General features: G+C 40.3%; 21 protein-coding genes. 4 read left to right on the top strand and 17 right to left on the bottom strand.

Going from position 1 to position 23,048, the window contains the following annotated elements:
- Positions 1 to 165: 165 nt before the first annotated feature.
- The 9 genes from I6L31_RS00880 to I6L31_RS00840 all read right to left on the bottom strand — a co-directional run bounded on the left by I6L31_RS00880 (position 166) and on the right by I6L31_RS00840 (position 9,378).
- Positions 166 to 873, bottom strand: coding sequence for a PqiC family protein (locus tag I6L31_RS00880; protein ID WP_005003812.1), 708 nt, complete (start codon positions 871 to 873; stop codon positions 166 to 168).
- Entirely contained in the window at positions 863 to 2,527 is a 1,665-nt protein-coding gene (locus tag I6L31_RS00875; protein ID WP_005003810.1) for a PqiB family protein, read from the bottom strand. Before I6L31_RS00875 ends, I6L31_RS00880 begins: the two co-directional genes overlap by 11 nt.
- Positions 2,528 to 2,541: 14 nt before the next feature.
- Entirely contained in the window at positions 2,542 to 3,348 is an 807-nt protein-coding gene (locus I6L31_RS00870) for a paraquat-inducible protein A (RefSeq protein WP_005003807.1), read from the bottom strand.
- On the bottom strand, positions 3,345 to 4,025 hold the full coding sequence (locus tag I6L31_RS00865) for a paraquat-inducible protein A (RefSeq protein ID WP_005003805.1): 681 nt from the start codon (positions 4,023 to 4,025) through the stop codon (positions 3,345 to 3,347). Before I6L31_RS00865 ends, I6L31_RS00870 begins: the two co-directional genes overlap by 4 nt.
- A 243-nt stretch (positions 4,026 to 4,268) precedes the next feature.
- A complete protein-coding gene (locus I6L31_RS00860; protein ID WP_005003803.1) occupies positions 4,269 to 4,943 on the bottom strand; it encodes a class I SAM-dependent methyltransferase in 675 nt (224 codons plus the stop codon).
- Between the two features lie 129 nt (positions 4,944 to 5,072).
- The gene (locus I6L31_RS00855) at positions 5,073 to 5,849 is read right to left on the bottom strand and encodes a Rossmann-like and DUF2520 domain-containing protein (protein WP_005003801.1); all 777 of its coding nucleotides are present in this window, start codon (positions 5,847 to 5,849) and stop codon (positions 5,073 to 5,075) included.
- A 94-nt stretch (positions 5,850 to 5,943) separates the two neighbouring features.
- Entirely contained in the window at positions 5,944 to 6,963 is a 1,020-nt protein-coding gene (locus I6L31_RS00850; RefSeq protein WP_005003799.1) for a hypothetical protein, read from the bottom strand.
- 151 nt (positions 6,964 to 7,114) lie between these two features.
- The gene (locus tag I6L31_RS00845; protein WP_005003797.1) at positions 7,115 to 8,350 is read right to left on the bottom strand and encodes a dihydroorotase; all 1,236 of its coding nucleotides are present in this window, start codon (positions 8,348 to 8,350) and stop codon (positions 7,115 to 7,117) included.
- An 11-nt stretch (positions 8,351 to 8,361) separates the two neighbouring features.
- Positions 8,362 to 9,378 carry an aspartate carbamoyltransferase catalytic subunit gene (locus I6L31_RS00840; protein WP_005003795.1) on the bottom strand — a complete coding sequence of 339 codons (1,017 nt, stop codon included), beginning with the start codon at positions 9,376 to 9,378 and terminating at the stop codon, positions 8,362 to 8,364.
- A gap of 143 nt (positions 9,379 to 9,521) precedes the next feature.
- Here I6L31_RS00840 and rlmKL point away from each other — a divergent pair, with 143 nt between their 5' ends.
- Positions 9,522 to 11,723, top strand: a complete 2,202-nt coding sequence (gene rlmKL / locus I6L31_RS00835) for a bifunctional 23S rRNA (guanine(2069)-N(7))-methyltransferase RlmK/23S rRNA (guanine(2445)-N(2))-methyltransferase RlmL (protein WP_005003793.1) — start codon at positions 9,522 to 9,524, stop codon at positions 11,721 to 11,723.
- A gap of 59 nt (positions 11,724 to 11,782) precedes the next feature.
- Here rlmKL and I6L31_RS00830 read toward each other — a convergent pair whose 3' ends face one another.
- Positions 11,783 to 12,226, bottom strand: coding sequence for a hypothetical protein (locus I6L31_RS00830; RefSeq protein WP_005003791.1), 444 nt, complete (start codon positions 12,224 to 12,226; stop codon positions 11,783 to 11,785).
- 184 nt (positions 12,227 to 12,410) lie between these two features.
- Entirely contained in the window at positions 12,411 to 14,990 is a 2,580-nt protein-coding gene (clpB, locus tag I6L31_RS00825; RefSeq protein ID WP_005003789.1) for an ATP-dependent chaperone ClpB, read from the bottom strand.
- Between the two features lie 309 nt (positions 14,991 to 15,299).
- Between clpB and I6L31_RS00820 the strand changes: the two genes are divergently transcribed.
- On the top strand, positions 15,300 to 16,103 hold the full coding sequence (locus tag I6L31_RS00820) for a M23 family metallopeptidase (protein WP_005003787.1): 804 nt from the start codon (positions 15,300 to 15,302) through the stop codon (positions 16,101 to 16,103).
- 1 nt (position 16,104) lies between these two features.
- Here I6L31_RS00820 and I6L31_RS00815 read toward each other — a convergent pair whose 3' ends face one another.
- Together I6L31_RS00815 and I6L31_RS00810 are read right to left on the bottom strand one after the other, a co-directional pair.
- A complete protein-coding gene (locus I6L31_RS00815; protein ID WP_228128604.1) occupies positions 16,105 to 16,539 on the bottom strand; it encodes a GNAT family N-acetyltransferase in 435 nt (144 codons plus the stop codon).
- Positions 16,540 to 16,633: 94 nt separating this feature from the next.
- On the bottom strand, positions 16,634 to 17,056 hold the full coding sequence (locus I6L31_RS00810; protein ID WP_004989689.1) for an OsmC family protein: 423 nt from the start codon (positions 17,054 to 17,056) through the stop codon (positions 16,634 to 16,636).
- Between the two features lie 149 nt (positions 17,057 to 17,205).
- On the opposite strand from I6L31_RS00810, the gene crp reads away from it, so the two are divergent.
- Positions 17,206 to 17,913, top strand: coding sequence for a cAMP-activated global transcriptional regulator CRP (crp, locus tag I6L31_RS00805; RefSeq protein ID WP_004989690.1), 708 nt, complete (start codon positions 17,206 to 17,208; stop codon positions 17,911 to 17,913).
- Positions 17,914 to 18,061: 148 nt separating this feature from the next.
- Positions 18,062 to 19,108 carry an NADP(H)-dependent aldo-keto reductase gene (locus I6L31_RS00800; RefSeq protein ID WP_005003783.1) on the top strand — a complete coding sequence of 349 codons (1,047 nt, stop codon included), beginning with the start codon at positions 18,062 to 18,064 and terminating at the stop codon, positions 19,106 to 19,108.
- A gap of 57 nt (positions 19,109 to 19,165) precedes the next feature.
- Here I6L31_RS00800 and I6L31_RS00795 read toward each other — a convergent pair whose 3' ends face one another.
- The 4 genes from I6L31_RS00795 to I6L31_RS00780 all read right to left on the bottom strand — a co-directional run bounded on the left by I6L31_RS00795 (position 19,166) and on the right by I6L31_RS00780 (position 23,017).
- Positions 19,166 to 19,948, bottom strand: coding sequence for a M48 family metallopeptidase (locus I6L31_RS00795; protein WP_005003781.1), 783 nt, complete (start codon positions 19,946 to 19,948; stop codon positions 19,166 to 19,168).
- 107 nt (positions 19,949 to 20,055) lie between these two features.
- Complete coding sequence (locus tag I6L31_RS00790) at positions 20,056 to 20,367, bottom strand: hypothetical protein (RefSeq protein WP_005003779.1); 312 nt, start codon at positions 20,365 to 20,367, stop codon at positions 20,056 to 20,058.
- Positions 20,368 to 20,461: 94 nt separating this feature from the next.
- Positions 20,462 to 21,781 carry an adenylosuccinate synthase gene (locus I6L31_RS00785; RefSeq protein ID WP_004989707.1) on the bottom strand — a complete coding sequence of 440 codons (1,320 nt, stop codon included), beginning with the start codon at positions 21,779 to 21,781 and terminating at the stop codon, positions 20,462 to 20,464.
- A gap of 69 nt (positions 21,782 to 21,850) precedes the next feature.
- Entirely contained in the window at positions 21,851 to 23,017 is a 1,167-nt protein-coding gene (locus I6L31_RS00780; protein WP_005003777.1) for an ATP phosphoribosyltransferase regulatory subunit, read from the bottom strand.
- Between the last annotated feature and the right edge of the window lie 31 nt (positions 23,018 to 23,048).

The following is a 23,048-nucleotide window of genomic DNA, read 5'->3' as shown; positions in this document are numbered from 1 at the left end:
TAAAAATAAACCGTTTTAGCACTTTGAAATAGGTTTTTTCAGATGTATCCAAATGTGACATTTACAAACCGATCAGAGCGCACAAATAACAATTTATGCGCTACTCCCCATTGGAGATGAGTTATAAATAAACGATGATGAACACTTTAAAAAACAATCAAAGCTTTAGCTACAAGTCACACCATCGATGCTCACTACTTTTTTCGCATTCATCATCACCACAGAATCAGCAATATTTTCAATAATTCGATTCAGTGATTGTGTGGAGGCCGCCACAATATTATTAATATTTCGACGCTCACCTTGAATAGGCACAGTGAAATGAGTTCGACAACTGATTGAACGATTTTGTAAAGTGGTTGTAGCTTGATTCGTAGCAGATGACTCCATTGCCAGCGGAACATCTGCTTTAATGATCCATGTCACCATGACATTCATATAGTGATCATGCGTACTTGTCAGTGCATGATTTGCAGAATCCTCAATCACATCAAAATTTGAAAAATCAGTCGCAATTCGATACGACACCTGACCAGCGGACATGCCACTATTATATCGATCGACCGCACCCAATTTTTGCTGTAATCCAGCCGACAAACCATCTCTTAATTGGGTACTTAAAGTCGAGGTCCAACGATCATTGTCCAGCACTTTAGATCTGCCTTGATGATCCTGCACCACAATAGATGCCCGATCTAAGCGATCAGGTAATCCAACAGGCATAACTTCAATGACTCTCACCCCCGAATGTGTAATCGGTGTTGCTTTGGCCTGCAAGGTGTAATAGTTGGGTGTTGGTGAGCTTGAGCAGGCGCTCAACATTACTCCTGTCAGGATGACGACACCTAATCTGAAATTATTTTTATTTTTCATTTCGATCTACCTCAGGAGTTTTACCGCGAATCAACGATTCTGGATGTTGTTCAATATAATCTGACATTAATTGTAAAGATGCTGCTGCACGAGTCATTTGCTGCAAAGCTCGGCGAACATCTTGTTGCATTGGCGCATCGCTAGAGAGAATAGATTGGGTCGAACGTAAAGTCCCACGTACATCATTCAAGGTAGATTGTAATTCTGGCGCAACTTTGCCATCTAACTGTTGAACCAGTTGATTGGTTGAGTTAATCGCATTATTCATATTCCCCAGTGTTTTTCGCATATCCTGACCAATTTCTACCAGTGGGAATTTAGTCAATTTATCAGCGATCTGAGAAACCTGAGCCTGTAATCCTTTTAATTCAGATGGCATGGTTGGAACTTCAAAGCGACCACTTGGCAATACTTTTACGGATGCAGGCTTAGCCTTAGGGAACAGATCGAAAGCAATATAATTTTGACCTGTGATTAAATTACCTGTTCGCATTTGTGCTCGCCAACCATTTTGCACAAAACGTTTAAAAATCTCTCCATCAGGATCCATCTCCTGACCATGCGCTAAACGGGATGGATAAACCACGCCTTCAGCACGCATACGTACATGTGTATAATTGTGATCAAACTCAGCATTGATCGCTTTAATTTCTCCGACATCAATCCCCATAAAGTCAATTGGCGCCCCCGCACTTAAACCACGTAACGACTGATCAAAGTACATGACAATATTAATCGCTTTACCATCAGGATCTTTTAAAGCCTCTGTTTTAGAGTCCCATAGATTAAAGTGACTCGAATTCTGAGCAATCGGCGCATCAGAATTATCAGGATATCCAAATGCAATACCACCCGCCACGATACTTGCCAAAGACTGCGTGTCCAGATTAAATCCAGATGCATTTAAACTCACATCAATCCCACTGGCCTGCCAAAAACGCGCATCTTGCGTGACAAATTTGTCGTAAGGTGAACGAATAAAGGTTTGTAGCTCAACATGCTGACCATCTTTAGCCAAATTATACGCAGTAATTTGACCAACATTGATCCGTCGATAATAAATAGGAGATCCAATATCTAACGATCCCAAATCTTTTGCTTTTAAGAAAAATCTTTTACCTGGTACATCCGAGGTCACGACAGGTGGGACTTCCAATCCATTAAATTCTTCTTTTTTTTCCTTTGCTTTTCCGCCATCGACGCCAATATATGAGCCAGAAAATAAAGTATCTATGCCTGAAATACCACTGGTTCCTACTCTAGGGCGCACCACCCAAAATCGCGAATCTTTCGCTGCAAAATTACTGGCATCTTTGCGTAATTCGATTTTGGCAATAACGTGTGAGCGATCATCCGACAGTACAATTTCACGAACCAATCCGATATCTACTTGCCGATATTTAACAGTCGTCTTGCCAGCCACCAATCCTTCAGCCGTTCGAAATGAAACATAAATCGTCGGTCCGATTGCAAGAATAGATTTGATTGCCAAAGACAGCCCAATTAATAAGGCAATAAACGGAATCAACCAAATCAGTGCAGGTCGCCATTTGCCCTTTTTTTTCTGAGGCGGTGGCACACTTTGCTCAGTCTGATGATCCGTTTGAGTGGGATCAGCTTCTGTGGGGTTATTCGTTGTATTATTTTCCGTCATCATGCATGTTCTTTTTAACGAGGCTGAAAAAAATCATTTTTAGATGGCAAATGATTGACCTGATTCACCATGTTGTTTTTTGAAGCGTTGGTTGAGGTATTTAGTCGCTGATGGGATAAATAATAATTATCCCAAATAATACGTGGATCAAAACTCATTGAAGCAAACATGGTCAATACCACCACTGCACCAAAAGCCACGGCACCAGGCCCCGCCAAAATCGTGGCCAATGATTGAATTTGTATCAGCGCGGTTAGTAAAGCAACCACAAATACATCTATCATGGACCAGCGCCCCACAAACTCCACAATACGATATAACACGCTGCAATGTGAAGGTAATATAGTCCATTGCGCAGTAGATTGCATTCGCACGACAAAAACCAGAAAGTATAAAATTAGCAACTTCACCATGGGAATAAAAATACTGGCCGTAAAAATCACGGCTGCCACAAAATAATCACCGCTTTGCCAGAAGTAAATGACCCCACTCATAATGGTATCTTGCTGATGTCCCAATAATGAATCGGTAATGGTCATTGGCAATACATTTGCTGGAATATATAAAATCGTCGCAGCAATTACCAATGCCAAGGTGCGGCTTTGACTATGATCTTTACGAACATGCAATGCGCTCTTACATCGAATGCAATATTGAGTTTGATCCCCGTGGTGACTTTGTGGATTCACCAGACCACAACAATGACATGCCACTAATCCGAGATCGACCGCTCTTGGATTCACTCGATGAATACACGCATCATCATCGGCAACATCGCTTGTTTGATGCACTTGTTCCCCAATGTGTTTGATTTTTTTCATGGTTGGCACCGATCAACTTCATACCAAATATCTTGGACTTTAACTGACGCGATATAGACCAATAACAGGCTCAATATTGCAAATGCCCATAAAGCAATCCCCGGAATCACCACCACCATTCCCACTAATTTCACCAAAGTGACCAGAACACCAATTAAAAAAACTTCGACCATGCCCCATGTTCGAAATACACAGATTATTCTTAACGCAGGGATCAAGTATTTGGGTCTGGTTTTAAAAACACTGACTGATGCAAAGATATAAGCCAGTAACAATAAATCTGTGAGTGGAACAATAAATGTGGTGATTAAAATAAGCACCCCGACAAAAGCTCGATCAATATGAAACATCATCAAGGCTGCCCCCAACAATGTGGTTTGGGAAACATTGCCATTGAGCTCAACACTCACGATGGGAAAACTATTGGCGACGATAAAAATAATTAATGCGGTTATCACCAGCGCCAACAGCGTATTAAATGGTTTAACTTGCCGATAAAGTTCTGCACCACAGCAACTACAATACGCGCGTTCACCCCGTCCCAGTTTCACTTTCTGATAAATTGCATCACACTCTTCACAACAACATAAGTTACGCTGTGACACATCACGAGATGAATTTGAACGACTCTGATCTAACTCAGTCAAAAATGAATCCTGTGATGAAGGTTGACTCATAATGTATCAAGACTCTTTTATTGTTAATTTTTTCGATAATAAGATTGCATTTCAATCAATAAACAACGTACCAACAGATGAGAAATACTTCAAATTTTTCCTAGATCAGAGCAGTCACTGAGCTGTGATAGGATCATTTTTAAATGCTCAAACCTTTCTAAAAAGTCCAGCTCATCATCATTTTATATATCATCCTCAATGTGCAAGCAATCATAGATCTGTTTCAGACTACATTGAATTTTGTTATTTTGAAAAAGCTAAAAAACCTTGGTAATTTAAAATTTGAGTAAATCGTGCCACTTGATTGAATTCGGCCTGTTCGAGCAATTCAAACGTTTGCTCATCCGTTAACGCATAGAAATCATCTGCAAGCCGTTTTAACATGGCAGTCGTTTGAGTTTGTGTCAGTCCATTACTTTCACAGATATTTTTTAAAGCACGTTGTTGGGGTTCTGAAGAAATTTCAGTTAAGTCAAAAGTAATAAATAAACCTTCTGTTTTGAGCCGTTTTTGAATGGCTTGTAAAAATTTCAACTTTTGAGGGAATGCAACAAAATGTGTCACTAAAATAGAAAGCGCTGTATCAAAACTCACGATATTTTCTAATTCATGTACATCACCCAAGTGAAAATCAACACGATGATCAACATTCAAATCTTGGAGAGAGGTTCGCGCTTTATCTAACATAGCGGCTGATAAATCGGTTGCGGTGAAGTGCCAATTAGGGAAAGTTTGTAATAAGTAACCAAGTTCATAACCCGTTCCACAACCTACCACTAAAATATGCGCAGACTCAGGCAAATAAGTTTTTAACAATGCTTGTATTTGTTGATGAACCACTTCATATCCGGGGATCAATTTACGAATATGTTGATCGTAACTCTCTACTACTTGCTGTGAACTAAAGTCTTTTGCCATAATTATTTATCCCTTTTTTAATATCTTGATCAATGCCGTATCAATAGATTTATTTCATCTTTGTTTTTATTTCACAATCGGAGAGAAAATAAAGACGATCTATGTTGTTATGAAAAAATCTAATCGAGTTTAAACATGGTGTCTGGTGATAATCGCTTGACTTAAAAGCTGATAGATTTCTTTTAGATCAGGACGACTAGCCTGTTCGAGTAAATGCTGATGCATTTGCAAAATATTATGATCGTCTCGAAGTGCTGGCCCTGTTTGAACTTGAACAGGGTCATATTGGGTCGCTTTTTTTGCTGTTTCCAAGATTAAAGGATAAAGCAATGAAAAATCGACCTGTTGCTGATCTACAACTTGCTTGGCCATATCGTAGCAATAATTACTAAAATTACAGGCAAACACCGCAGCCAAATGTAAACTTAGACGCTGAGATGATGAATAATGATAAACGTGTTTGCTTAGGCTATTTGCTAATTGATTTAGAATTTCTAGCGCCTGTGGTTGCTTTGCCTCTATAAACAAAGGAGTTTCAGCCCAATCAATTTCACGTTCAAAACTAAAAGTTTGCAGCGGATAAAATACCCCTGCATTGGGATGGACATCTGATAATACTTTGAGGTCGGTGCTTCCTGAAGTATGCACCATTAAAACATCTGGCAACTGTAAATGAATCTCATGAATCACAGATGCAATAGACTGATCACTCACTGCGAGAACAACTAAATCTATTTTTGAACTCAGTAGATGATCATCATCAATCGCTTGTGCTCCAACTTGATTAGCAAGCTTTGTTGCGTGTTCGAGATTACGACTCATGATTTGAACAATTTGATGCTGGGATGAAAATGTTTTGGCCAAATGTGTTGCCACTTTGCCTGAACCCACAAAACTAATCCGCATAACTCAACTCATTGATCGCAATAGGCTTAAGCATGCCAATAAACAAAGGGCGAATCAATCGCCCTTTACCTGTATCAATTTAAAAGATGCAAAATTAGTTAAATACGTTATTTAAATAGACAATACGTTCAATGGTTCGCTGATTAAAACATTTGGTGTATTGCATTTCTGTATTTTGATCGTTCAAAGCCTGATCCCAGTAATCCGATTGTTTTTGATAAGTTTCCTTTTCTTTTTCAGGAATTTCATGGGCAGACTTTTGTGCAAGAACTTTACAATCAATATCACGTTTTTCAAACCAGTCCGTTTGATCTTGTTTAAGTTGTTCTCGCTGTTCCTCAGTCAAATTGTCCCAAGTTTGATTTAAACGTTCTACCTGTTTCTGTTTTTCAGCATCCAGCTCTTTTTTTCGGATATCCATCGCTTGTTTTGCCAGATTATATTGAGCAGCTTCTTTCTGATCATTATCCTGAATCATAGATTGATATTGTTTATTTTTTTCTATATAACTTTCAAATAAAACTGCTTGCTCAGTGATAAAAGCAACGCCCTCTAATATCTCTTTTTGATTTTGAACACTTAAACTTATGCCTTCTTTATCAGTCTTGGTAATGTCATATAATAAATTACCACGCAATTCATCATTCGTTACTGACAACCCTGATTCATTATTATCCAGATAATCTTTTACAGTAGCATAGCCATCTCCTTCACTATTCTCAATATAGGCTTGATAGGCATTTTCTGCACGTTGCATTAACCCTTTTGGAAAATGCACCACCAATTGGCTTTCACAGTTGAGCTCGGTTGCTGTTTTAGGATCTTCTGTCAAAGTTCGAATGGTTTTAATTTCAAATCGAAGTCCTTTATTAATCTTTTCTAACAAAGTACGGTCAGCTTCATAATATCCTGAGGATTGACGCAAACTTTTTTCAAGAGCTTTAATATATTCAGACTTTAAATAATCCTGTATTTGATTAAGATTATCCTGATTAGTACAACTAAAATCTGCAACATCCTGAGCTTGATTCTCAGTTTTCTTATTTTTAAAGTAGTCACAGCCACTAAATAAAATTGCAGTTGATAAAGTTGTTAAAATGATAAATTTTTTCATCGCTTTCCACTAATTGTTTGTCGTTATTTATAGCGGGCATATTTTAATCATCTTTATCACTAAAAATCGAGTTTTTATTCTATTTTTATTTATTCATCCAATAAAAAACTCGGCTATGATTTTACCGAGTTTTTTTAAGATTGTTTAAAATTTAAATCAAGAACGTCTGCACTACTTTTCCAGTCAAAGTCTGATTTAAAAGTGGTGTATTTTTACCACTAGACAGAATACTTTTCTTTTCTAATGTCCACTGTAAATCAGGATCAACTAATACCCAGCCTTTTTCAGCCTGCCAACGCTCTAACATATTAGCCACTTGCGCAGGTGCTATGGTCACTTTTTCTACCCACTCAAGCGGTTCAAACAATCCTTCTTTGACCAATTGAACACCCAAAGCTACATAGGTATCAAAAGCACTAATCCCCGGTAATGTTTCTGCAAATGGCATCATTTTCGCCGAACTACTCAACGGTTCATGATGCGTACAAATGGCATCAATTACACCTGATTTTACTGCTAGACGTAATTGTTGTTTATCTTGTTCAGAACGCAAAGGCGGACGTACATGAGCCAATGAATTAAAACCATCAATTAAGGATTCAGTTAAATGTAACTGATGCATGGCAACATCAGCAGTTACAGGTAAGCCTTTGGCTTTAGCCGCTTCAATCAACTCAATGGATTTTCCAGAAGAAATAAGACCAAAATGTGCACGAACGCCTGTGGCTTCAATCATGATCAGATATTTCGCAATCGCAATAGTTTCTGCAATTGCAGGAATCATTGGCAAACCCTGACGTGAAGCAATAAACCCTTCATGTACGCAGCCATCTTTTGCAATTTGTGCTTCTTCTGGATAAAACACTACGGTTAAGCCCAAACCTGCTGCATATTCCAGTGTACGAATCACCACATCATCATCTTCAAAAGATGCATTGGCATTTGACACGGCGGTACAGCCACCCTTTTTAAGTGCCGCCATATTCGCAGGTTGTTTGCCCATTAAACCTTGGGTCTGCGCGCCAATAATATGTAAATGAAACTGTCCATCTGTCCATGCTTTCTCAATTAAGCCATGAATCAAGGCCCCATTGTCCTGCACGATTGGTTTAGAATCTGGCGGCGTAATCACATGTAAAATACCATTTTCACGTGCAGCCTTACCTTCGGACTTCAAAGTACCATGCTGTTGTTGACCTGGTTCACGTACACGTGCGCACAAATCTACCATCGTTGGCATCAACCATTTGCCCTGTGCATCGATACTTTCATCAATATGCTCAAGTGATTCAACACGTTTACCGTTTTTTAAATAAACAGTTGTAATTAGGTCAATTTTCTCTACAGGATCAAGTAAACGGACATTTTCAAGTTTAATATTGCTCATAATGTTGACCCTTATACCGCGATTGCTTCAATTAAACCCTGTTGCTGTAACTGCCCTTGCATTGTGAGTGCCAGAACTGCCATACGCACCGCAATACCATTGGTCACCTGATGCAAAATCACAGAACGTGGGCCATCGGCAATACTGGAATCAATCTCAACACCACGATTCATTGGCCCCGGATGCATCACAATACAATCAGGTTTCGCCAACGCCAAACGTTCCTGATTCAGTCCATACATACGATAAAATTCTGCTTGAGAAGACAATGCAGGCGAATCAATTCGTTCATTTTGAATACGTAGTGCGATGATCACGTCACAATCTTTAACGCCTTCGTCCATTTTATTAAATAGACGAACATGATCACCATATTCACTGAAACCAACTGGCAATAAAGTATTTGGTGCAATCACGCGAATATCTTGACAGCCCAATGTCTGTAAAGCCGCAATATCAGAACGTGCAACACGAGAATGTTTAATATCACCAATAATCGCAACGCTAAGTTCTTCAAAAGGTTTATGGGTATCACGACGAATGGTTAGCATATCCAGCATGGCTTGCGTTGGATGGGCGTGACGTCCATCCCCTGCATTAATAATGGCTAGATTTGGACAAACATCTTTGGCAATAAAATGTGCCGCACCTGAAGAGGAATGACGTACCACAAAGATATCTGCCGCCATTGCTTCCAAGTTCCAGAGTGTATCTCGTAAGGTTTCCCCTTTAGAGGTACTTGAACGTGCAATATCAATATTCAACACATTGGCAGACAAACGTTTCGCTGCCGCCTCAAAAGTAGTACGGGTACGGGTAGAATTTTCAAAAAATAAATTCATCACGGTACGCCCTTCAAGTAATGGCGTCGTGATCAACTGATTTTGATCATTTATAAAAGATTGCGCGGTATCGAGAATTTTTGTAAGCGTTTCTTTGGAAAGACCTTCGATGGTCAAAAAGTGTTTTAAATTGCCCTGCTGATTGAGCTGAATCTGACTCGGTGTATGCAATGCCGCCAAGTGCATGAGAGATTCCTTAGACGTTAAGTTAAGGCATTATACAGATATTTTTCTCAATCGGGCAGTTGAAGTTTTAGGCAAATGAACAAGTTTTCCCCTTGAAAATACGCTAAAATAACCGATTGCTTTAGCTGCTCTTGGAAAATTGAATGAATTCACCGCAACGTCTTTCTACATATTGGGTTACCTGTGCAGATGGACTGGAAACCTTATTGCAACAAGAATTACAAGGTTTAGGCATCGAGCAGACTGAACGCTTTGCAGGTCGTCTCATTTTCCAAGGGTCGCTTGAACAAGCTTACCGAATTTGTATGTGGTCGCGTCTAGCGTCACGCGTACTCAAACCAATTCATACCTACGAGATCGAATTTAGTCATGATGCCCGTGATGTTGCAGAAGAACTGTACGAAGGGGCTTTAAATTTTGATTGGTCACTGATTTTTGCACCACAAAGCACCTTTGCCATCCGTTTGCATGTCGAACGGGACATCAAAGTGAATACTCAGTTTGCAACGCTTCGTACAAAAGACGGTGTGGTCGATTCCTTTATGGAAGCCGTTGGCCGTCGTCCGAGCATTGATACCAAACAACCCGAAATTACCTTGTTTGTATTGGCAGGTAAAACCGAACACACCTTTTGCTTAGACTTATCAGGTGATTCCTTACATAAGCGCGGCTATCGTCACTATATGACCGAAGCACCAATTAAAGAAAATCTAGCCGCCGCAATTTTACAAAAAGCTAAATTAGAACAATTACAACCCGATTTAATTCTCGACCCGATGTGTGGTTCAGGTACCTTTATTATTGAATCTTTGATGATTTTGACCGATCGTGCACCTGGTCTAGTTCGTCGTTTTGGTTTTAATGGTTGGCATGGACATGATCGTGAACTCTGGCTTGAAATTAAAGCCGAGGCTGCGCAGCGTCATGAGGTCGCTTTGGAAAAACCACTTCCAAAATTTTATGCTTTTGATGCAGACTGGGAAGCCGTAAAAGCAACTCGCCAAAATATTATTGCGGCAGGTTTTGAAAAATTATTAGATCAAATCCAGATTGAAGAACGTCCACTTGCAGACTGGCCATCTTTTGAAAACACCTATAACAAGGCTTTCGTGGTAACCAATCCACCATACGGCGAACGTCTTGGTGATAAAGCCTCAAACCGTGCTTTTTATTTAGGTTTATCTGCTCTATTACAGCAACATTTTCCAAATCAGCATGCTGCCGTGATTGCAGCACAGATTGAGCAAGCTGATGTATTGGCATTGAGCGACCCAGAAACCTTACGCTTAATGAATGGTAAATTGCCAATTTACATTCGTTTTGGTCAAGTTAAACCTATCGCCAATAACCAGCCATTTTTAGCAACTTGGCATGCCGATCCTGTCGAAATTGAAGGCGCGCAAGATTTTGCCAATCGCTTACAAAAGAATATGTCTGCCTTGAAAAAATGGGCTACCAAAGAACAAGTGTTCTGTTTACGCCTTTATGATGCTGATTTGCCTGATTTTAATGTCGCGGTAGATTTATACGGTGATCGCTTACACGTTCAGGAATACGCACCACCGAAAACCATTGATCCTGAAAAAGCCAAGAAACGTTTTAATTTGGCATTGGCTGCTGTTCGTGCTGTAACAGGGTTATCTCGCGAAGCGATATTTATTAAAACTCGTGCGCGTCAAGAAGGTAAAAGCCAATACACTAAACAAAGCACTGCATCTAAGCGTTTTATTGTTCAGGAAGGTCAAGCCAAGATTTTAGTCAACTTAACAGATTATCTGGATACTGGTTTGTTTCTGGATCATAGACAAATGCGTTTGCGCATTGCTAAAGAAGCACGCGGTAAGCACTTCTTAAATCTGTTTAGTTATACTTCGACTGCAAGCTTGCATGCAGCATTGGGTGGCGCAGCCAGCACGACGAGCGTAGATTTATCCAACACTTATTTGAATTGGTCAAAAGAAAATTTTGTTTTAAATGGTCTCACAGTTGACCATGCTGATGAACAACATATGTTCTTTGCCAGTGACTGTTTTGAATGGCTCAAAGAAGGTCATGAACAATATGACTTGATCTTTATTGACCCACCAACATTTTCAAACTCTAAAAAGTTTTATGGCACTTTTGATATTCAACGTGATCATGTGTCATTACTTAAACGAGCCATGAATCGTTTAAGTTCTGAAGGAACATTATATTTTTCCAATAACTATCGTGGTTTTGAACTTGACGAAGAAATCGAAGCCCTGTTTGATGCTGAAGAAATCACCCATGATACGATTGGCCCTGATTTTAAACGAAATCAAAAAATTCACCGTGCTTGGAAAATTCAGCATCTACCGAACTAAACCTATGTTTTGAGAAAATGTAATCCATTTAATAAAGCCTGTTGAAATTTCAACGGGCTTTATTTATTGATGGTAATCGTAACATCACCTTTGGCATTACCAAGCTGTGGTCCACTTAAATTAAGCTTATCCATACGGACTTTTTCTTCATAAGGTGGTAATTCAGGGATTTGTTGTTGCAGATAGATACTGGTTCTCGTCGGTTCTGTAATTTTCTTCTGTTCCTCATATTCAGATAAGACACTGGCATCCAGATTATCCTGAATCAATTGTTTGCTATGCTTTTTTGCAATATTCTGGTTTAGATTTTTTTGCTCAGATACTGGTTTTTTTGCGTCTTGTTCAACTGCCTTTACTACAGGCGGTGTTACACGTTCGAGTGAATCACTTTCATTTCTCAAGACATTTTCATTTAAAGGTGTCGCAGAAATTGTATAGCCTGAGCACCCCAAACTTCCTAGCAAAACAATCATTATATAGAGTGCAGATCCTTGACTTTCCATCACGTGATTCTTCCTTTATTTACTCAGTTCTTCTTATTTAATTTCACGCTAACAAGATTTGATTTAAACCGCAATGCTTAAACAGAAGTTCCCGATAATCTGTCGGTTATCCATCTATCAAGATGTAAAAAAAGAGGATGTATCGACTACATCCTCTTTATAAAGCTTCACATTCAGTCAGAAATTAACTCAGTTTTAATTTATCAAACACGAGATGACCATGATCACCTTTGATAATGATATTATCTCCAGCTTGAAATTCTCCAGCCAGAATTTTTTGAGCAAGTGGATTTTCAACCTGTTGCTGAATTGCACGTTTCAACGGACGCGCACCATAAACAGGATCAAAACCTGCATCAATTAAGATATCAAAAGCAGTATCATCCACGGTCAATCCAATTTCACGATCTGCCAAACGTGAGCGTAAACGATCAAGTTGAATATCGGCAATGCCGCGAATTTGTGATTTTTTCAGAGAGTGGAATACCACCAACTCATCAATACGGTTGATAAATTCTGGACGGAAATGCTGACTTACCGCTGCCATCACTACACTACGCACTTCATCGTCAGTTGCACCTTCCCCTAGCTCACGAACATCTTGCGAACCAAGGTTCGATGTCATCACAATGACCGTATTTTTAAAGTCGATCACGCGACCTTGTGAATCGGTCAAACGACCATCATCCAAGACTTGTAGCAAGATATTAAACACGTCTGGATGCGCTTTTTCGACTTCATCAAACAATACCACGCTATACGGTTTACGACGCACAGCTTCCGTCAATACACCACCTTCTTCATAGCCGACATAGCCTGGAGGTGCACCCACCAAACGACTCACCGAATGTTTCTCCATAAATTCGCTCATATCGATACGAATCATGGCATCGTCACTATCAAACAGGAAATTTGCCAATGCTTTGGTCAACTCTGTTTTACCCACACCTGTTGGCCCAAGGAATAGGAATGAACCGCTTGGGCGGTTTGGATCAGACAATCCTGCACGAGAACGTCGAACCGCATTCGAGACCGCGACGACAGCTTCATCCTGCCCGACAACACGGTTATGTAAAAACTCTTCCATATGCAGAAGTTTTTCACGTTCACCTTGCAGCATTTTCGCCACAGGAATACCCGTTGCAGCACTGACCACCTCAGCAATTTCATTTTCCGTTACTTTGGTACGAATCAGTTTTGGCTCTTCGTTTTCTTCAGCAACTTCAGCTTGTTCCAGACGTTTTTGCAATTCTGGAATGACGCCATATTGCAAACGTGCAGCTTCTGCCAAATCGCCTTCACGTTGTGCTTTATCAAACGCAATACGCGCCTGATCAAGTTCAATCTGTGCCTTTTTATCCCCTTCAACCAAAGTTTTTTCAGCTTTCCAGATCTCTTCCATATCATTGTATTCTTTCTCAATGATTGAAATCTGTTCCTCAAGATGGTTGATTTCAGCTTTACTGCCTGCATCTTCATCACGTTTTACCGCTTCAAGCTGCATTTTCAACTGGATAATACGACGTTCTAAACGATCCAAAGCTTCTGGTTTAGAGTCGATCTCCATTTTAATACGTGATGCCGCTTCATCAATCAAATCAATGGCTTTGTCAGGTAGCTGACGATCTGTGATATAACGGTGCGACATTTTCGCCGCTGCAATAATTGCGGAGTCAAGAATTTGTACACCATGATGTGCGGCATATTTCTCTTTTAATCCACGCAAAATCGCAATGGTATCTTCAACACTTGGTTCATCGACCAAAACTTTTTGGAAACGGCGTTCAAGAGCAGCATCTTTCTCGATGTATTGGCGATACTCATCTAGTGTGGTTGCACCGACGCAACGCAGTTCACCCCGCGCTAAAGCAGGTTTCAGCATATTGCCCGCATCCATCGCGCCATCGGTTTTGCCGGCTCCAACTAGCGTATGCAATTCATCAATAAATAAAATCACATTCCCATCTTGTTTGGCCAGATCATTAAGTACCGCTTTTAAACGCTCTTCAAACTCGCCACGGTATTTTGCACCTGCAAGCAATGAACCTAAATCCAGTGATAAAACCCGTTTATTTTTCAGGCTTTCTGGCACTTCACCATTGACGATACGCTGTGCCAGACCCTCGACAATGGCGGTTTTACCTACCCCTGGCTCACCAATCAACACGGGGTTATTTTTGGTACGACGCGACAAGACCTGAATAGTGCGACGAATTTCATCATCACGCCCAATCACAGGGTCAAGTTTGCCTGCCAAAGCACGTTCGGTTAAATCAATAGTATATTTATTTAATGAGTCACGTTGATCTTCGTGATTATTGCTCATGACTTTATCGTCGCCTCGAATAGATTCAATCACTTTGCGTAATGCATCAGTCGTTACACCTACGCTGTTTAATAAACTTTTGGTACTACCAGTTTCAGTAAGTGCCAGCAGTACCCAATCTGTTGATAAAAACTCATCACCTGCTTTTTGCGCATGACGATCTGCCAGATTCAAAACCTTCACCGCTTCTGGATTTAGATTGACGTCACCTGTTGGATTGGCAATGGTTGGCGCATCCTGAATCGCCTGTTCCAGCTTTTTCTTTAACTCAGGCAATCTTGCACCTGATTGCTGCAACAGGCTTAAATTGGATGGCTCTTCAAGTAAAACCGAAAGAATATGAATGCCATCAATAGAAGTATGGTCTTTACCAGTGGCTAACGATTGCGCATCTGACAGGGCTTGCTGTAAGCGATTGGTAAATTTTTCAAAACGCATTATTGTTATTCCTCATCATCAATTTGTTACTTGCTTAATACATGGGAACGCTTTTATAAATTTCAAATAAGTTTTATAAAATTTCATTATATTTTTCATAAGCTTATATTAATATTAAATAATATATAACTCAGTTATAATATGGGTTCTTTAGGCAAAATTTTCAAGTAAGTCTGTATGCTGTTTTTGTTAATTCTTAGATACATACCCATTTCATCAGCCCAACAAATTCAGTTATTCACAGCAAAGCAGCAGAATTTTTCAAAATAATCTGATAAAAACCTAAGAAATTATTGCTGATATTTTCTTATGCTTAAACAAAGCTGTTTTATGCTAGGCTTATCTTTGCTCTGCTTACAATCTCTCTATGCTGAGTTACCACAAGACTCACGCCGTCCAGGTGGGATCGCAGTTATTCCACTGGGTCAAGAGATTAAAAGTGTTCGCTTTAATCAGCAAAATATTCTGATTAGCAATGAAAATACCCAACGTTATGCCATTCTAGGGATTCCATTAAATACGCCAATCGGCACTTTAACAGTCGATACAAATGCCCAACCGATTCAAATTGAAATAAAGCCTTACGCGTATGCTGAACAACGAATAAAGGTCCAAAATCAGGATTATGTAGATCCGTCAGAGGCGCAACTCGCACGTTATGCTCAAGAAGCCAAACAACAAAATGACATCTATAGTTCGTTTACAGCGAGTTCATGGCAGTCGATGCCTCACTTTATAGCACCTACTTCAGGTAAATTTAGCAATTCTTTTGGACGCAAACGTTTTTTTAATGGTGAAGAACGCGCACCCCATTCGGGGCTGGATATTCCTGCACCGATTGGACAAAAAGTCGTTGCTCCTGCCGACGGCATAGTCGTGCAAACAGGCGATTATTTTTTTAATGGAAAAACTGTACTGATTGATCATGGACAAGGTTTAATCAGTATGTTTTGTCATTTAAGTAAAATAGAGGTGAAGCAAGGTCAGCAGATTCATCAAGGTGAAGTTTTAGGATTAGTCGGAAAAACGGGGCGTGTCACAGGGTCACATCTACACTGGGGAATGAGCTTAAATAATGCGCGAGTGGATCCGCAATTGTTTTTAAAGCCTTAATTCAATCCAAGAACTTCCGAAAATATTTTGGCGCATCTTCATAGCCTTGAGCTAGATAAAACTGATGCGCCAGTTTTCGATGATCGCTTGAATGTAATTCCATCCGATCACAGCCACGCTGTCGTGCAATCTCTTCGGCAAAGGCTAACAATGCCTGACCAATTTTCTGCCCTCGAAATTGTTCATGTACGCAGAGATACGCGACTCGTGCAAAATCTCCTTCTGTCGCGATTTGTGGAATAATACTCAAAGACAAAAAGCCAGCAACCTCAGCCTCAATTTGAGCAACAAAAATATATTGATGAGGATCATGCATAAAGGCCTTGATTTTTTGTGAAATGAAATGGATCGATTGAGCATAACCCAATTGATCCAGTAGAGGTTGTAATGCTTGGGCATCTTCTAGTTTTGCTTCACGTATTTGCACCACAGTCATTCCTTCTTTATCTTTTTATGCTATCTAAAAGAAAAAGCTGACAGTTTGTCAGCCTTAACCTTACAGATTTAATCAAATTATTTTCAAACTAAACTTATTCAGCCTCAATAATTTCAAAATCATGCGTAATATTGACTCCACCATCCGACAGCATTTTACTGGCCGAACAGTATTTTTCTGCGGAAAGCTCAACTGCTTTTGCCACCTGTTTTTCTTTCACTGCTTTTCCAGTCACTACAAAGTGCAAATGGATGTCGGTAAAAACGGCTGGAATGGCATCAGCACGATCTGCCTTTAACTCACATACGACATTGGTCACATCTTGACGTGCTTTCTTTAAAATGGTCACAATATCAAACGAAGCACACCCACCAAGTCCCATTAAAATCAGTTCCATCGGACGTGGGCCACGGTTTTCACCACCATATTCGGCAGAGCCATCCATCACGACTTGATGACCACTTTCAGATTTCGCTTCAAAAGCAACATTCTCTAGCCAATGAACACTTGTTTGCATTGCAACTACCCAAAAAAAATTATAAATTTACATAGTTCTTGTACACTAGCATAAAATGAGTTGATAAGGAATTTCATCTCTTGTGTGTGAATACGCTCATTTAGGTCTTGTGCGATCTTTTTTATATATCCTAATCGGAAAACTTAAGCATGACGTCAAACTTTTCACAACTCAGCACCGATGCTTTGTCTCCAGGTCAACTACCAGAGTCAGTCAAGGCGCTTTTAAAACGTGCTCATATTAATCGCTATCCAAAACGCACGACGATTGTTGACGCAGGTACCGAATCAAAATCGCTTTATTTGATTTTGAAAGGCTCCGTTTCAATTATTTTACGTGAAGATGATGAACGTGAAATCGTAGTTGCTTATTTAAATCCTGGGGACTTTTTTGGGGAAATGGGTCTCTTTGAATCAAATCCACAGCGTACAGCAGAAGTTCGTACACGTGATGTCTGTGAAATTGCCGAAATTTCATATGACAATTTCCACGAACTTAGTAAGCAATATCCAGATTTAAGCTACGCGGTATTTGCCCAATTGGTACGTCGTCTGAAAAATACGACCCGTAAAGTCACAGATTTAGCATTTATTGATGTTTCTGGTCGTATTGCACGCTGTTTGATTGATTTATCTGCTCAGCCAGAAGCCATGATTTTACCAAATGGTCGTCAAATCCGTATTACACGTCAGGAGATTGGCCGTATCGTTGGTTGTTCACGCGAAATGGTCGGTCGTGTTCTTAAAACGCTTGAAGAACAAGGCATGATTGAAACCGATGGTAAAGCGATTCTCATTTTTGATGCATCATTAGAAGAGAAGTCTCTGGATGATACTGATTTTGATGACGAAGAATAGAATTTCGTTTTATCTGATAAGAAAAGCAAACTTTATCGTTTGCTTTTTTTTATGAAAAATATCTAAGATACAAAAACATACATACAACTTAAAGCAAATCATTTAAGTTCAAAAATGTCAATTTTCAATGGAAGTTAAGGATCAGGTTATGCAATATCATGCATTGGGTGATTCAGGCATTCAAGTGCCTGAAATTTGTTTAGGCACCATGACCTTTGGAGAACAGAACTCCCAGCCCGAAGCTTTTGATCAATTAAATTATGCACTGGAAAATGGCTTATATTTCTGGGATACCGCAGAGATGTACTCTGTTCCCCCCAAACCTGAAACCTATGGGGCGACCGAAACTATTATTGGGAACTGGTTTGCACAACACGCTCAACGTGAAAAAGTGTTTCTAGCATCTAAAATTGCAGGGCCTGGTTTCGGTGGCAGCCATATTCGTGAAGGTCATACCCAATTTGGCAAACATATTGAACAAGCACTAGATGGCTCTTTAAAGCGTTTACAGACCGATTATATTGATCTCTATCAATTGCACTGGCCAGAGCGTCATACCAACTTCTTTGGCGGTTTGGGCTATGCAAATGCAGAGGCGGCCGCGCATTATGAAATCGAAGCCATGCAAGACACTTTATTGGCTCTCCAAAAAGAAATTGAGCGTGGGCGCATTCGTCATATTGGCTTATCCAATGAAACGCCTTGGGGAACCATGAAGTTTCTACAACTTGCGGAAAAGCTAGGTGTGAGTAAATTTGTCAGTGTACAAAACCCGTATAGCCTATTAAACCGAACCTACGAAATTGGCATGTCTGAAATTGCCAAATTTGAAGGCGTTGGACTCCTTGCCTATTCGCCATTGGCCTTTGGTTACTTAACTGGCAAATTCCGTCATGGCGCTCGTCCTGCGAACGCTCGTGTGACTTTATTTTCGCGTTTTACCCGCTACAGTAATCCTCAAAGTGAATGGGCAACCGAGCAATATGCTCAATTGGCTGAAAAACATGGTCTCAGCTTGACCCAAATGGCACTGGCTTTTATCAAACAGCAGTTCTTTGTAAGCAGTACGATCATTGGCGCTACCAGTCTGGATCAGTTAAAAGAAAATATTCAAGCTTTCGACATTACGTTGGATGAAGCAGTATTAAAAGGGATTGAAGAGATTCATACACAACAACCTAATCCTGCACCTTAAGCATAAAAATAGGATGCCTGATGGCATCCTATTTTCTGATTCTGACATTGAATAAAATTAACGACGATTATTATAAACTGCCATCGCGGCTGGCAAGTTCTTACGCATATCATTAATTCGCTGTGCATTTGATGGATGTGTTGACAAGAATGATGGTCCTGCGCCTGCACCATCAAGTTTGTTCATTTTTTCCCACAGAGTAATCGCAGCTTGAGGATTATAACCCGCTTTTGCCATTAGCATTAATCCACCAAAATCTGCACGGCTTTCAAGATTACGCGAATAAGGCAAACCCACCCCAACCTGACTTCCCAAATCAAGTGCAGCTGAGCCTAGCTGACCAATGCTATCCCCTGCATAAGCTTTACCGATATTGAGTGCTAAACCAGTCAGAGCTTCAGCGCCAATTTTACTTTTTGAATGTTCTTCCAACGCATGTGTCATTTCATGACCCATCACCGCAGCAATTTCAGCATCCGTAAGGTTCAGTTTATTCACAATACCTGTATAAAACACTACTTTACCACCAGGCGCGACATAAGCATTGACTGTATCTGACTTCAACACTGCCAGTTGCCATTGAAATGGCTGACCCGTTTGATTCATCTGGTTTGCATAAGGAACTAAGCGTTGCATCACCGTATTAATACGACGATATGTGGCGGAAGAAGTATCCAACTGACCCTTTTGTCGCGCTTCAGTTGTCATTTTACTGAAGCCCTGTGCTGCTGTCGCATTCAGGGTTGCAGAGTCTGCACCTGCCATGTCCGCAAAAGTCGCACAACCGCCAAGTGTCATCATCGTAGCGGTTAAAAAACTAAATACTATTTTTTTATTCATTAAAAGCATCTCCTTACAAGACAAAACTATTTAACTTGCTGTTTTGACGTGCATTATAGATAAATGTTTGAAATAAATGAGATGAATATCATTAGATTTATGTAATTCTATCGAAAAATAAATAAAATCCATGAAATTAAACAAATCACATTCACAATAAAATAAAATCTCAATAGTGGCTTAATTTTGTCTTCAAGATTTAAATCGTTTCGCTTAAAAAGCAAATAAGCATTTTGTAATAAAATCACAGGTAAAATAACACAAGCAATAATCACAGTTAAGCCCATAAAAGCTGCCATAAATAGGTTTGGATCATTGGTCTGTAAAGAAATAATCCACATGGCAATCGTGGGCGCACCGCCAATTGCAAATAACAGCGAATAAAAAATCGTTTGTGCAATATGTGGTTGTAGCTTCATGCCGACGTTATTTTCCCATTTTTATAAAAAAAATCAGTTTTATCATAAAAGAAAAGCACCTCGTTAGGTGCTCTCTTTAGTCGTAAGAACGTGTTTACGCAGAAAATGGGTGGCGTAGCACAATTGTTTCAGCACGATCTGGACCCGTTGAAATAATATCAATTGGGCATTCGATTAGTTGTTCAATACGTTTTACATAGGCCAATGCATTTGCAGGAAGTTGATCAACACTGGTCAAACCTACTGTTGAATCTGTCCAGCCTGGCATGGTTTCATAAATCGGTTTTAAACTTTCAAATGAAACTGCATCCGATGAACCAATACAACCAGAATCAGTATTTTCATAACCGACACAAATTTTGACTTCTTCCAAACCATCTAGTACATCAAGTTTAGTCAAGCAAATTCCTGAAAGTGAGTTTACATCGACTGAACGACGTAGAATTTCAGCATCAAACCAACCACAACGACGTTGACGACCCGTTGAAGCGCCAAACTCATGTCCAACAGTACCCAAATGACGACCAATCGCATCACCTGTATCAGTCGCAGCATCATAGTGCAATTCAGTTGGGAACGGACCTGCACCGACACGTGTGGTATATGCTTTTGTGATCCCTAAAACATAGTCCAAATGCAATGGTCCCATACCCGAACCCGAACTTACGCCACCCGCAGTGGTGTTTGAACTGGTCACATATGGATAAGTCCCATGATCGATGTCAAGTAACGAGCCTTGCGCACCTTCAAACATGATGGCTTTACCATCTTTACGATAGTCGTGTAGAACCTGAGTCACATCGATAATTAATGGTGCCAAAACTTCACGCCATTGATTACAAAGTGCCAATACATCTTCAAACTTAACAGCTTCGACACCGTAGAATTGAGTCAATTGGAAGTTATGTAGCTCAAGCATTTCCTGAAGTTTTTCTTCAAGTGCTGCACCACCACGCACCAAGTCTGCAACACGCACAGCACGACGAGCCACTTTATCTTCATACGCTGGACCAATACCACGACCAGTCGTACCAATTTTGGCATTGCCGCGTTTCTTTTCACGCGCCTGATCCAGTGCAATATGGTTTGGCAAAATCAAAGGACAGTTTGGAGAAATACGTAAACGCTCTTTAACTGGAACGCCTTCTTTTTCCAAAATATCCATTTCTTCAATGAGAGCAGCTGGAGAAAGCACCACGCCATTACCAATTAAGCACAGTACGTTATCACGTAAAATACCTGATGGAATGAGGTGTAAAACAGTTTTCTTTCCACCTACGACAAGAGTATGACCTGCATTGTGCCCACCTTGATAGCGAACCACAGCTGCCGCTTGATCTGTGAGCAGGTCGACGATCTTACCTTTACCTTCGTCGCCCCATTGGGTACCAAGTACCACAACATTTTTGCCCATAATAGCCTCATTACATCATGCTGTTAAAATTGAACGTTTATTTGCTGTGCATGTCTGACAAATAAACCCTTAAATCTTTTCGATCTGCCATGTACCGTTTACATGTCGCAACTGATGCGTTGCATAAGGAACTGAGCTTAAGTCATCTTCGCCTAATAACTGAATCACAGCCAAACCCTGTTGGCGAGCGACTGCTATGGCTTCTAACAAACTTTGATCCTGACCATTTGGTGCGACAATCGTTTCAATCTGTTTAAATTGCCCTGCACAAAGCGCGTACAAGTCACAACTAAACCCTGTTGCTGGACGCGCACGACCAAAATGTTCACCAATGCCATCATAACGACCACCCTGTGCCAGTGGTGCAGCACGATTAGGAGCATAAACCGCATACATTAGACCAGTATGGTAGTGATAACTACGAAGTTCGACCACATCGATACCGATTTGTAGTGCTGGCCAGCGTGACTGAATTTGGATCAGTGTGGATTTAAGTGCATTTAACGCGTCTTGGAAGGCAACGTCATTCAGCACTTCATCACTTAAATGGCGCTCAAGTGCATCAAGATCACTGGCATAGCGCCCAAGGGCATAAAAGTCTGATCCAAAAGCTAAATCTTGGGTAAATTCTTCTAACTCTGGAAGTGCTTTGCGTTGATACAGATCAGATAAATCTTGTTCCGTCTGTTTATTTAACCCAGCGCGTTCTACCAAACTGCGGAACAAGCCTACATGTCCCAAATCCAGATGAACACCGTCTAAAGCTTTGGCTTGTTGAATTAAACCCAACATCACATCAATCATTTCAACATCAGCTTCGATGCTGTCATGACCATAAAGCTCCGCCCCCAACTGCAAAGGTGCACGAGAAGAATTAAAATTTTGTGGTTTGGTATGAAGAACTGTACCCGCATAACAGTAGCGCGCTACACCTTCGATAGAACGAACATGAGCGTCAATACGAGCAACTTGAGGGGTCATATCTGCGCGGACACCCAATAAGCGCCCAGAAAGTTGATCTATCACTTTAAAGGTGACTAAATCCAAATCATGATTTGATTCAGATAATAAAGACAACGATTCGATGTATTCGATAAATGGTGTATACACCAACTGATAACCACGAGATGCAAGAAAATCGAGTGTATGTCGACGCAAAGTTTCTACGACTTGCGCTTGTTCTGGTAATACATCTGCTACCCCATCAGGTAACAACCATGTCTCTGAAATCGGCATGTTTCAAACCTAAAATTTGCTCAAGGCGGAA

It is taken from the genome of Acinetobacter septicus, from assembly GCF_019355975.1.
Taxonomy (GTDB): Bacteria; Pseudomonadota; Gammaproteobacteria; order Pseudomonadales; family Moraxellaceae; genus Acinetobacter; species Acinetobacter ursingii.
Note: the sequence above shows the minus strand (reverse complement) of the source record. Positions and strands in the feature narration are given on the sequence as shown.